Genomic DNA, 14275 nt, shown 5'->3' with positions numbered 1-14275 from the left:
AGATAGTGGGTAAATCAATCTCAACAATAAAGAGGGCCATGAGAGAGCTGTGTAAATACGGAGCGGTTGAAAGGACTCCACGATTCAGGAAGGACGGAGGACAGACATCGAATTTATATAAAATAGTACCATGTAATTTTGAAAAAATGTCAAATAGTGAAGATGTAAACAAAGCGGATCGAGACCAAATTGAAGTGTGTGGGGCAATCAAGGAAGATATTTCTTTTTCAGTACCTGAAGTCAATGAAACACCTTGTGCATACACGCCATCCATGGAGAAAAAGGAGAAAGATAACAGAGAACATAAGGACGATAAAAACAATTCCTTTGAAGAGTCAGAGGCAAATACTATTGATGACTTGGGAGATGTACATATTTTCAGTAAAACTACAGAAAACACTGCCAACCGCTTTAAACTAAGTAAATATATAAATGGTACAAAACACAGAATGTCATATTGGTTTAAGTCTATTAATCAAAAAATCCAATGCCCCAATTTAAGCATTTTTAAGAAAAATGAACCGGGGGGAGGTCATGGGCGACCCCCCAGGAACTTATCCATTTAACTAGGGTTACTGAAAAAGAAAGTATGTATATTTATGCATATATAAATAGTTATCATATCCTTGAAAAACATATACAATGCTGAAATTATAGTTATAATATACAGATATTAATAGCATAATATTATATTGTATAAATTGACATAAATTCCATATGGATGATACAATGGAAAAACATAATATTAGTTAATATTTCGAAGTGAGTATATTTATGTAAAAAGAGGTAAAATTGTTTTCGACTTTATTACTGCTGTTATTCGTGATTTAAACTACTTTGTTTACAGCTGTTTATACAAAGCAAACGGATAGTGTAGTTATGGAAATTTCAGTTCCAATTCTATCATTTTCAACAATTAATGTTACCGACACAAGTGTTGAATTCGTGTGGACTACTAAAAATAATTGTATTACTGGTGTATCATACGAAATTTATCGAAATGAAAGAATTATAAAGTCAGTCGACAGTTTTACATATACTGATTTGGATTTGATGCCGAATATAACCTATCAGTATAGAATAAAAAAGCCTGCTGCTGAAGAAAGACTGAAAAATGAGGATGTAAAAAACTTAACACATAAAGAATACTCTGACTTGAATGAAGAAACTCAAGTGCTTGATTCTAGTTCCAATGGGGATAATTTATATTCATTAAAAATAAAAGGTCCAATTATTAAAGTTTCCGGAGGGAAAAACCACACTCTTGCAGTAATCAGTGGTGGAAAGTCTGGGCATAGGGAAGTAATATTAATGGATAGCTAGGAGATGGAACAACAACAGCAAGGGCAACAGTGGCACTGGAAAGTGGATTGGAAGGAGTAGCAGCATCTACAAGTTCAGATAATACCTCAATGGCTTTGATGAATGACGGAACAATCCGAGCATGGGGAAGAAATGATTGTGGAAAATTGGGCAATGAAGGTAAAGGGTGTTACGATTATGCTGAATACTCATTTGGTAATGCTAACGGATTAACTCCCATTTCGTCATATTGTACAGCGGTATGTACAAAAGATAGAAAATTTAATCCCGTTCTTAAAATCAAAAACATAAATGATTTTACAAAACGTTCTTTTACTATTACATATAACACTAACGAGATAAGTGCCGGATCTGATTTAAGCAAATTTACATTTGTTCACATGATTGGATGGGGGGGTTTAGTATGAAATCCACGGCTGAAAATCTAGTGCTCTGAGAGTATCGGATAAAAGAACTGGTTCAAAATAAGATGACGTAGGAAGTAGTGTAAAAAATGGGGTGAGAAAGCAGAGAATGTAATTAATACCGGATAGATAATGTGTTAACAATTATTAATATTAATTTGTGTAATAAAATAAGTAAATTATTAGGAAGAGGTTCTTATGCATAAAAAATTAAAATGTATTTCACTAGTATTGGTTGCTTTTTTTATGATTCAAAGTATTTTAATGCCAGCCATATATGCGGCGGCAGAAACAGAAAATGTAGTTATTGAATTATCTTTACCACAGTTGTCTCTTAAAAATATTGGTATTACGTTTAATTCTGTAGAATTGGTGTGGACAAGCAGTAATAACAACGATAAAGCAAAATCATACGATATTTATCGAGATGACAACCTTATAAAAAACTTAAACAGCTTTACATATTCTGATTCAAAACTTAAGCCTGAAACAAAGTATAAATATATTGTTAAAACAAAAGATGATGCCGGTAAAGTGATTGCTGAAAGCAATGTTTTGGAGATAACTACTAGTGCAATTGATATTCAAACTACTCCAGAAATTTCAACAACTCCAACTGGGATTGCAGAGCAAATAAATCTTACTGATTCCGCAATTACTGCGAAAGAATCAACCATAATAAAAAACGGTGATCCTAATTTTGAAACAGATAGATATATTATCAAATATAAAAATAAAGATAGCAAAAATAAAGCAAATAAAGTCTTGGAAAAAGTAGAAAAAGTTAAAAAAAGTAAAAGTAATGACTTAAATAATAACGATATTAAAGATATTGATATTATTCATTTAAACAAGAAGGAGAAACTTAAGGATTTTACTAAAGAATTAGTAAAAAACAATTTAGATAGTGAAATTGAGTACATACAACCAGATTATCAGATAAGTCTTTGCTCAAATGATCCATATTATAACAGTCAATGGGGATTGGAAAATAACAAAACAAATATAATTGAAAACTCCGGTGGATTATTAATATTGGATAAATTGCAAAAGATATTTCCACACTGGAGAGAGGTTTTTGAAAATAATCCCAAATTAAAGGAATTTCTAGTAAATACACCAATTGAGGAATTAAAAGACAAGATATTATTGGATGATGTACCAGAAAATGTTGATCCATATATATTAGAGAAACTTGCAAATGATATTGATTTTATTAAACTGGAAAATACATCTGAAAGTCAAGAAACATATTTGTGTGATGCTGGTGTTAAAGAAGCGTGGAAAAATTCAACTGGGAAAGGTGTAACAGTTGCAGTAATTGATACTGGAATTGATATTACACATGAAGATTTGGTAGAAAACATATGGTTGAATAATGGAGAAATCTCTGAAAATGGCATAGATGACGATGGTAATGGTAAAATTGATGATTCAAATGGTTGGAATTTTATCGAAAATTGCAATGTAATCTATGAAAATAACAATATAGCTAATGAAAACCATGGTACACATATTGCTGGAATCATTGCAGCAGTGAAAGATAATAGTAAAGGAATAGCTGGTGTGGCTCCTTCAGCTAAAATAATGCCATTGAAGGTATTTAATAACGGTACAGCATATACAAGTAATATTATAAATGCTATCCAATATGCTGAGAGCATGGGAGTAAAAATTGTCAATTGTAGTTGGGGAAGTACTGTTGATAATATGGCACTGAAAGAAGTAATATCTAATTCGAGTATGCTGTTTGTATGTTCAGCAGGAAACAGTAATACAAATATCGATAATAACCCTGTTTACCCAGCATCTTTTAATTGTTCAAATATTATTTCTGTTACATCAGTTAACCAATATGGAAACATTTCCAGCTTTTCAAATTATGGAGAAAGCAATGTAGATGTCGCTGCGCCGGGAGAAGGAATTCTAAGTACATTAGCTCATAATACATATGGAGAAAGCAACGGTACATCCATGGCTTCGGCTTTTGTATCAGGTGAGGTAGCAATTTTGCTTAGTAGAGAAAACACTTTGAGTGCAGTTGAGTTGAAGGATAGAATTATCACTTGCTCAGAGCATTTGCTTAGCTTGACAGGAAAGGTAAATGGCAGTTCTAAAATAAATTGTAAATATGCGGTAGACAATATTACAAATGACGAAATTATAAGTTTTTCAGATACATTAGTAACACAAAATAATATTGCAAATCAAGGAAGTACAGGAGATATAAACTTGTATTCCACAAATACAACAGAAGGTCAGTTTGTTAAGGTTGCTGCGGGAGGAATGCACAGCTTAGCACTAAGTCTTGATGGCACAGTTTGGGCATTTGGACTTAATACTTATGGTCAGCTAGGTGACGGAACAACAACGAACAGAACTTCACCCGTGCAGGTTATTGGATTGAATGGAATAAAGGAAATTGAAATTGGCCAACATCATAGCTTGGCCTTGAAGAATGACGGAACAGTGTGGACTTGGGGGTTGAACGGTTGTGGACAACTGGGTGATGGAACTACAATAGATAGAACTTCACCAGTCAAGGTAAACGGGTTAAGTGGAATAACGGCCATTGCTGCTGGAAATTCTCATAGCTTAGCATTGAAAAATGATGGAACAGTGTGGGCGTGGGGTGAAAATTATAAGGGTCAGTTGGGTGATGGGAGAGGAAGAGATTTTCCACAATCACTGACGGTAGTTCAAGTAGCTGGTTTGAGGGGAATAACGGCCATCGCTGCTGGAGGAACTCATAGCTTAGCATTGAAAAATGACGGAACAGTGTGGGCGTGGGGTGACAATTATTATGGGCAGTTAGGTATCGGAACAACGGAAACAAGTTATGGACCGATGCAAGTAAGTAGTTTGAGTGGAGTATCGTCCATCGCTGCTGGAGGATCTCATAGCATAGCATTAAAGAATGACGGAACAGTATGGACATGGGGATTGAATAAGGATTTTCAAATAGGTGACGGATCATATGAATCATATAGGGTAACGGCGGTGCGGGTAAGTGGATTAAATGGAATAATAGCCATCTCAGGATCAGCATTTAATAGCTCTGCCTTGAAAAATGACGGTACGTTGTGGATGTGGGGAAATAACTCTTATGGCCAACTAGGTAACGGAACGATACATCAAACGTTAACGGCGTTACAAGTAAGAGGTTTGAATGGAATTACTGCCTTTAGTTTGGGTAATTATCACAGTTTAGCGTTGAAGAATGATGGAACAGTGTATGCATGGGGAAGTAACTCATGTGGCCAACTAGGAGATGGGACTACGACGTTTACAGAAACAATGGTGATACAAGAAGTAAATGAACTTAATGGCATCACAGCTTTATCTGGTGGGAATAGGCATAGCTTAGCATTGAAGAGCGATGGAACTGTCTGGTCATGGGGATATAATGGTTGTGGTCAACTAGGGGACGGAACAAATGATACAAAAACAACGGCAGTGCAAGTAAATGGATTGAGTGGAATAACAGCTATTTCAGCTGGAGAATCAAATAGCTTAGCATTGAAGAACGATGGAACTGTCTGGGCATGGGGAGATAACTCTAAAGGTCAGCTAGGTGATGGAACGACAACAGAAAAAAACATAGCAATACATGTAAGCGGATTGAGTGGAATAGTGGCCATTTCTGCTGGAAGCTCTCATAGTGTGGCGCTAAAGGATGATGGGACTGTTTGGGCATGGGGATATAACGCTTACGGCCAACTAGGTGACGGAACGACAACATCAAAAAAAATACCAATACAAGTAAGTGGATTGAGTGGAATAGTGGCCATTTCTGCTGGAAGCTCACATAATCTAGCACTCAAAAATGACGGAACTGTCTGGGCATGGGGAGATAACGCTTACGGCCAACTAGGTGACGGAACGATAACAAAAAGGACAACGGCGGTGCAAGTAAGTGGTTTGAATGGAATAACTGCCATTTCTGCAGGGGGACAGCATAGTTTGGCATTGATGAATGATGGATCTGTGTGGTCATGGGGCTTAAATAGTTGGGGTCAGTTAGGTACTGGTAATATAATAAATACTAGTACAGCCATGAAAGTAAACGGGTTGAGTGAAATAAAGGCCATCTATGGAAAAGGGTATCGAAGTTTTGCATTAAGAAATGATGGAACAGTTTGGGCATGTGGATGTAATCAATTTGGTGAGTTAGGAAGTGGTACGACAATTCATAGTACAAAATTTATGCAAATAAGTGGACTTAGCAATATTAAAGTTATCTCTGGTGGTGATAATCATAGTTTGGCCTTGAAAAATGATGGAACAGTTAATGCGTGTGGATATAACTATTATGGTCAACTGGGAATTGGTGAAAAATATTATTGTGAATACGCTAAGTATTCATTTGGTATACCATTTACGTCAATTACTACAGCATGCACAGTAACCTGTAATACAGGAGTTGCATTTAACTTAGTTTTAAGGCTAAAAAACATGAATAACATTACGGGTAAAATCTTTACTATTACATATAATCCGAAAGATATAAATAGCATAGATTTATGTAAAATGACATTTGTCAAAGAATTAAATTTGGGGGTCATTTCAGGAACTACAATAACTATTATTCAAAATAATCCTGGTATCATAAAATTCACTGTTGATAAACCTATTCCCAAAGATAAAACTTGGTCAGGTACAATTAACGTTATAGAATTTAAGCCAATAGTTAGTGGACAAGTTGAATTAAACTGTAAGGTAGGACTCCAATGACCAATATTAATTAGATAAGTGCCATATCTCGTTTAAGCAAATTTACATAAGATAAGGAAAAATGAACCGGAACTATAGCTGATACGGGAATAACAGTCTTAGAAAATACCCATGTATTATATGATTTATTGTTGATAAATCCATACCTGTTGACAAAAACTGGTCAGGAATATTAAATATCATAACTCTTAAAGCTGCTGTCAGCGGTAACGTTGTATTGCATTTTGATGCAAATTAAAAATTGAAGCAATGGAAAATGGAGGTCAGTATAAATGAAAAAATCAAAAACGTTTATAAAAATTAATATTTGCATTATCATACTTGGAATAATCAGTACTGCAGCTATATTCGCAATGTCTCAACCAAATGGTAATAGTGAAAAGAAGAAAGCTGAATCGTTGGCTTTACTTAATTTATCAAGCAAACTTGACAGTTCAAACTACGAGAAATGGAAGGAATCTCTGAAAAAAATAAATGATAAAAACAAGGCTACTACCTTAACTAAAGAAAAATTAGAAGAATTATATGACAGTGGGTATAGCCTCAATGATATAGAAAAAGCGGAAAAACTGTCTGTTTCAAGCCACAAAGCTATAGAAGATATCCTAAAGTTAAAATACAGTCACAAAGGTAACACCCTAGTTCAAACCGACAAATCATGGAATGATATCGAATCTGATCTCTTAGGTTCTACAACTAAGGGTAATGAATTAAATTCATTAAATACTGAAGAAGAATCTTTGAAAAATAAAAAGTTGTCAAAAGAGCAGATAAGTCAGATAAATATTCTTTCTCTTAATTATGGAAAGGCTATTAATCTGATAATTAGTGATATGGAATCAGGAAAGACATACGAGGAACTGGATAAGCAGTATTGGGAAGAACATCAAGCTGAATTGAAGAAAGTAGATACTCAAAAGAGCCAGATGGAAATAGAAAGTACTGCCAGGGAAAAAAATAATATAAGCGATGACGATATTAAGTTAGCTAAAAAGTATGGAATGCAAAATATTATTGAAATAGGATATGCCAAAAGTCTGACTGAAAAATACGACTCTTCTCTTAAGCATATTTTAGAACTAAAAAGCAAAGAAAAGAAATGGAGTGCAGTTGAAAATGTACTTAAGGAGGAGGCAAAATGAAATTAAAAACAATTTTTATATCCATTTTTAGTTTTACATTTATCCTATTATCCGGCTTCAATTTAGTATTTGCTGAGGAAATACAAGATAAAAGTGGAGAATATAACGGACTAGGCTATGCTCAATCCATATTAAAGGAAGGAATAACTCCTCCGTATTCTATTAGTAATGCATATGATGAAGATATTGACACATCCACTGGTGCCATTACCTTAAAGCAAACTGATATAAGTTTAAAAGGCAGAAATGGTTTGGATTTCTCTCTGACAAGGTATTATACTCAGAATAATAGTACTTTGTATGAGCCGTATGCAACATCATCCGCAGTTTATGGAAATGTACTTGCGGGGTATTGTGTTGATACTAAAGTAACAGTATATACATGTGTTAATGGTATTGTAGTATCAAGTTATGTAGCATCCTCAGATACATTAATTGCAAATGGTTATTCCGATGCACAAAATGTTTCAAGTTATTATAATTCTATTTCCGATGAATATGGGAGTGAATATTATAGTACAAGGCATCAGGCATATGTTTACGATGTAACCTCTTACTCAGCCGGCAGTCCATATGCATATTATGTACAGGCATGTACTGGTTACACTTATTCGAATAACTTAAATAACGTGACAAGCAATGAAAAGTATTCATCCTTAGGTGTAGGTTGGTCATTTGACCTTCCGTACATTGAAAACATAAGCGGATACCTATATTTAAACTATGGGAGTGCGGGAACATGGCAGATTGATTTCTCATCAAGCGCTGGGCAATCTCACTTGAAAAATTATCCGTTGATTGATATGAAGTTGAACAGAGACAATCAGTCATATAGTAATGGACAAGCTTCTTCATATTATGTGCTTGAGCAAAAGGATGGAAGAAGGACATATTTTGGCAATGATGGAAGACTTTTAGGGATAAAAGACAGGTACAACAATGAAATCAAATTTCAACATGATACTTCCACAACCAGTTATCCCATTGTAAATAAAATAATTGATAGTGTCGGAAGAGAGATTAATATTAGTTACACTAAAAGTCAAGTACTTGTAACAGTTAATGATGCGAGCAATTCAGCCAATAATAGAACTGTTAAATATAACAAAACTACTATTTCAGGATATTCAAATGATTACGTTCTTGATAATGTAATAGACCCACTTGATAGACAGACAACATATAGATATACAATCAATTCTGCAAAAGTTAATTTACTAAGCAAGAGTATCAGTAGTGGAATTACAAATCAATTTGCTTGTCTTACAAAAGTAATTTCTCCAACTTCGGGAGAGACTTGTTATGCATATTCAAAAATAACAAAGAATTGCGGCACCGATGGCGTAATGGAAGCCTATAAGCTTTCAGAAAGATTTGACTCGAAAAATGATGGAGAAAAGGTAAAATACAGAAAATTAAATTACCTATACGGCAATACAGGAGAGTATGACGGTTATCCGAATTATCGCAGTGATGCTGCTATTCCAGAAACCTATACATATAAAACACAGATAGTTGACAATTTGAATAACAGTGAAATCTATACATACAATAAAAAACTGTTACCGCTTAATATACTAAGGGAGGGTGCAGATCATAAGAATGAGACAATAAATGAATATGACCCTGTAACCAGGTTGTTATTAAAAACGTGTAATAAAATATTCAATAAGGCTACAAATGAATTCATGCAGAAAAATGAAAACTATCAGTATGATTCGTCAGGTTCTAGAGATTTAGTAGGGTACTGGGATTGTCAGGCATCAAGAGATAATAATAATATGCCTTTAGATAATGAACATAAAGTAACTTTTACTTATGAACCTACATATCACTATACTTTGACTAAAGAGTACAAAAAAGATTCTGCAACAACAATAAAAGAGGAATATACACCTACTAGCGATAATAAGGCTGTTCAATGGAAAAAGATTTACCAAAACGGAACCTTAAAAAGTAAAACATACTACGAGTATGATGTTTACGGAAACGTTAAAGAAGAAAAAAAGTTTTTGGATGACGGAGTAACTTCAGTATCTACAAAATATGACTACAGTGACAATCAGAGTGAAAGAAATGGAAAATTTAATGGAGCATATTTGACACGTAAGTGGGCTGATGATGTCAAAAATATAGATCAGGTCGAAAGTAACGGACCAGGATCGACAGTCCAGGAAACATATAAGTATGACTGGTATGGAAATCTTGTAGAGAGCATTGATGCTAAAAACGTAAGTCCGACCAAGTATGAAGTTGACAAACTGAATAGGGTTATAAAGGAAACACATCCTGATGCAAGTTATAAATCATGGATTTATACTACAAGCAGTTCAGAAAATAGTACAATAGTTACTGATGAAAAGGGTACTAAGATTAAGTATAATTTCGATAAACTTGGAAATCTTGAGAGCGAGCAAGACTTAAGCTCAGGAGAATTTCTTAATCAATATACTTATGACAGTGAAATGAAACTAAAAACCGAGAATAATAGGAATTCGAGTCCATCATACAGAAGCATAACATATAATTATTTAAGCGACGGCAAATTAGCTGAAAAGGAAACTATAGATCAGTCCAACGCTGTAATTGATAAAGAAACATATACATATAATAATGCAAATGAAAATGGTAGCTATACAAAAGTAACCAAAACTGTAATGGGAGATGCGAATTCACCTTCAATAATATCAGTTACATATACAGATAAGTCGAGCAGATTAGTAAAACAGGGTAATGTACACAATGGGGTAGAATACTTGGATACTTTTAAGTATGACTATGTGGGTAATAAAATATCTGAAAAAACTGCCCGTGCATATGATGAGCCGGAAGTATATTTAAATCGCGAATATACAACTAAATTTGACTATGATTATGCAGGAAACGTAATTAAGACCACAAATATAGATGGAACCTTTTCTACAGCAGAATATGATGCACTTGGGAGATTGGCTCGGACATCAGATTTCAAAGCTAATCTCACAGGTCAGGATAATTATTGGACATCCTATGAATATGATAGTCTAGGAAGATTAATAAAAGAAACAGTGCCATTTCAAAATGAAAATGGAACCTTGTATTCTACTATAAAAAAGCATTATTACGATGAAAATGGAAATTTGCTGTGCGATATGTTAAGTAATAGCAAACCGGGCGAAGCACTGACTTTTTCAGAGACCAGATATGGCTATGATACTCGCAATATGCTTACTGATGTTACTAAGTATGAAAATAATTCTCCTGAAAACTATACTCAGTACTACTATGATCCTACAGGAAATAAACTTAGGATGTATACAGGGCTTAGCAGTAGTTTATATATTCGGGGATTGGACGATGTGTCTTCTGATGATGAAAGTTTTTCAACTAATAAATATGAATACGACAGATTTAATAACCTTGTAAAAATGACAGACCCAAATGGAAATACTGAAATTTATTCATATGATTTAAATGGGAATCAGTTACAAAAGAAAGATAAAAACGGTAGTGTAATAAATATGACGTATGATGGAAATGGAAGATTACTGACAAAATCAGTTAAAAATACCGAAAATCCATCTCTAAATGCATCATATACATATACTTATACTTTGATCGGTAAAAAGAAAGAAATGAGTGGTGGAGGCACCAATACAGAGTATTTTTATGATGATTTGGGTCGGTTAGTAAAAGAAGTTTCGTCAAATGAAATTCAAAAAGAGTATACTTATGATGTTGCTAATAACCGTAAATCCTTAGTTATAAAACAAAACGAGTTAGTAAAAACAAATACTACTTATACATATGATAATATGAATAGACTGGAAAAGGTATACGAAAATGGGGTATTAACTGCGACCTACCAGTATGATGCAAATGGAAACAGACAGTCATTGACATATTCAACCGGAAATAAAACAACGTATATGTATAATATTGCTAACCAGTTGGATTCCATTACAAACACCAAGAACGGGACTATTTTATCAAGTTATATTTATCAGTACTATCTTGACGGTAATCAGGCGTCAAAAACTGATAATAAAGGAAAAACTACATCCTACAAGTATGATGGCTTGGGAAGATTGACAAATGAAATTCCATCAGATGAACCTGCTGTCTCGTACGCTTACGATGACAGTAACAATCGTAAAACAATGACGATAAACGGGAAGTCTGTGACCAATTATACTTACGATAAAAGTAACAGGCTACTTGCTGAGACTACAGAGGAAAATTCTGAGTTAAATATTGCAAGATATAACTATGACAATAACGGAAACACGATTTGCAAAACCACAGAAAAGATATCACCAACTATACCGGATCAAACCACAGAGGTTAACTTATCAACAGGTGGAGAACAAGAAACCACGGATTTAACATTAAATGAGTACGACGGCTTTAATCAGCTGATAAAAACCAGTACAGGGGACGTAACGGCAGAATACTCATATGACGGTACCGGCCTTAGAACATCAAAAAATGTAAACGGTACAGTTACAAATCAGATTTGGGATGGCGACCAGATAGCACTGGAAACGGATGAATCAGGAAAAATAAAAAACAAATATGTTCGTGGAATAAATCTGATATATGGTGAGGACGAACTTGCTAATAAAAAGTTTTACCTGTTCAATGGTCACGGAGACGTAACCCAGTTGACTGATACATCTGGAAGTGTTATAAAGAACTATGACTATGATGCATTCGGTAACGAAAAGAACCCAGACCCTAGTGATACCAATGTATTCAGATATTCTGGAGAGTATTTTGATAAGGAAACAGGGACTATATACCTGAGGGCGAGGTATTATGACCCGGGGATTGGGAGGTTTATTACAGAGGATAGTGTTTGGAGTAAGCGTATAAATTTATTTAATGTAACTGAAGATGTTCAATATACTAACTTAACAGGTGGGATATATAGAAAATCAGAAAAACAGCAATATGTAATAGATGACCCATTAAGTCTAAACCTATACACATACTGTTACAATAACGCAGTTATGTATTGTGACCCTGACGGGCATTTTGCCATTCAAGCTGTATGTGCTGCAATAGGTGGTGTAGCAGGATGGTATTTTGGTGATTATGTCGCAAAGAAACTTGGATATTCGTCTGGCTGGAAGTATTGGGCGATTCGTAGCGGTGTAACTGCTGGTGGAGCTGTAATTGGTTGGTTTGCAGGTGCAGCAATTGCAAATATTGCTATAGATTTTCTTGTTGCAAATTCAGCAGTTGCTTTACAAATACCCAGATGGATGTTGACGGGATTAGGTTATTATAAAGCTCTTAATAATGGTGTGAACTTCAGTACAACCGCTGCACAAAGAATGGAGCAGTCAGGTAGATTTGTACCAGTAAATACACTGATTGATGCAATTAGAAATGGAACTGCAACAAAAGACCCAAAGGGCTCAAGAGCAATAATGTATTATATAAATATGGTTAAAAATGGAGTTACTTATAAACTTGAAGTCCTATATGATAGAGCTTCAAATTCTATTTGGCACTTTATGTACACAAAGAAATAAGCATTGTTTTTAGAAAGGAAGATTACTAATGACTTTTAAAGAAAAGTTATATTATTTATTAACCGAATACTTACAAGGTAATTATGATACTAAAACGTTTAGTGATTTGATTTCTGATACATTCAATTTGGAGTTAGATAACTCTCTTACAGAAATAGAAATTCAGGTGTTTGGAGATTTAGTAAGTATCGCTTGTAGATTTTCACCTTTTGAGGATGATTTAAAATTACCAAATGTTTATTTTAGTGACCAACAAGTAAGATTAAAAGCTCAGGAAACTTGGGAAAAGTTAAAAGGCAATTAAGAACCATAATTTCAGCTTTGATGGAGCAAACACTCCATTGGGGCTTTTCTTTTTTGATCAACATGGAGAAAGTATGTTACTAAAAACAGACTGGGCTACCCTGCTAGAAAACGGCAAGGTAGAGTGACTTATGGGACTCCACACATTATTAATTAGAGAAACAATAAATTATTTTTATTAAATGGAGGGTATTTTATGAAGTTTAAAATAATAGTATTGGTAATTATATGTGTTCTCATTCTATTTTCGGTCTTTTACTTTTTCTCATTTAGGGAAAAAGCAATTTATATTGAACTTGATTTAAGTAATACAAATACTATTAATATCAATGGATTTGGCAGTATAGATTTGAACACCAAAGATAAGGAGAAAATAAGTAAAGTTATTAAATATTTTGACTTAATAGAGTATTACAGAAATGAAAAATTTCAAATTCATAATGAAACACCCGACACTAGTATAACTTTGCTTGGCAAAGATGAAAAGGTCATAGATGAAATTGAGTTTTATGGAGACTTGGCAGAATATAAGGGTGAGCAATACAGATTAAAAATACATAATGTACATAAATTCTATGAAGGCATTGAAAATCTATGTACTAGCATTAATGGAAAGTAGTTGTATAACAAAGCCTTGTCAGGGGGAACCTTGTCAGGCTTTTTGTATATTATCAGGCTTGAAGGTAAAATAGTAAGTGATGTGAGAAACATCGTTTTGTGAAAAGAAGTAAACTTTGTATTAAATGATATGAGTAGGGTTATCCAAGATGAGAGTAGCGAAGGAGCGTTAGAATTTACAAAGAACCGCAATGTAGCAATACTCTGTGGGACAAGCAAGCCATATGAGCTA

At 34.1% G+C, this 14275-nt stretch carries 8 protein-coding genes; all 8 read left to right on the top strand.

Going from position 1 to position 14275, the window contains the following annotated elements:
- The coding region (locus L323_RS32480; protein ID WP_038275741.1) for a hypothetical protein at positions 1-566 on the top strand (566 nt) is incomplete at its 5' end.
- A 313-nt stretch (positions 567-879) separates the two neighbouring features.
- Entirely contained in the window at positions 880-1323 is a 444-nt protein-coding gene (locus tag L323_RS32475; protein ID WP_020815836.1) for a hypothetical protein, read from the top strand.
- A gap of 29 nt (positions 1324-1352) precedes the next feature.
- The gene (locus tag L323_RS32470; protein WP_020815835.1) at positions 1353-1730 is read left to right on the top strand and encodes an RCC1 domain-containing protein; all 378 of its coding nucleotides are present in this window, start codon (positions 1353-1355) and stop codon (positions 1728-1730) included.
- A 195-nt stretch (positions 1731-1925) separates the two neighbouring features.
- Positions 1926-6461, top strand: coding sequence for a S8 family serine peptidase (locus L323_RS40805; protein WP_020815834.1), 4536 nt, complete (start codon positions 1926-1928; stop codon positions 6459-6461).
- 272 nt (positions 6462-6733) lie between these two features.
- Positions 6734-7603 (top strand): hypothetical protein, encoded by an 870-nt coding sequence (locus tag L323_RS32465; protein WP_020815833.1) that lies wholly within the window; start codon positions 6734-6736, stop codon positions 7601-7603.
- Positions 7600-13122, top strand: a complete 5523-nt coding sequence (locus tag L323_RS32460; protein WP_020815832.1) for an RHS repeat domain-containing protein — start codon at positions 7600-7602, stop codon at positions 13120-13122. Before L323_RS32465 ends, L323_RS32460 begins: the two co-directional genes overlap by 4 nt.
- Before the next feature lie 28 nt (positions 13123-13150).
- Entirely contained in the window at positions 13151-13426 is a 276-nt protein-coding gene (locus tag L323_RS32455; RefSeq protein WP_020815831.1) for a hypothetical protein, read from the top strand.
- 195 nt (positions 13427-13621) lie between these two features.
- Positions 13622-14044 carry a hypothetical protein gene (locus L323_RS32450; protein WP_020815830.1) on the top strand — a complete coding sequence of 141 codons (423 nt, stop codon included), beginning with the start codon at positions 13622-13624 and terminating at the stop codon, positions 14042-14044.
- Positions 14045-14275 lie beyond the last annotated feature (231 nt).

It is taken from the genome of Ruminiclostridium papyrosolvens C7 (genome assembly GCF_000421965.1).
GTDB classification, from domain to species: domain Bacteria; phylum Bacillota; class Clostridia; order Acetivibrionales; family DSM-1351; genus Ruminiclostridium; species Ruminiclostridium papyrosolvens_A.
Note: the sequence above shows the minus strand (reverse complement) of the source record. Positions and strands in the feature narration are given on the sequence as shown.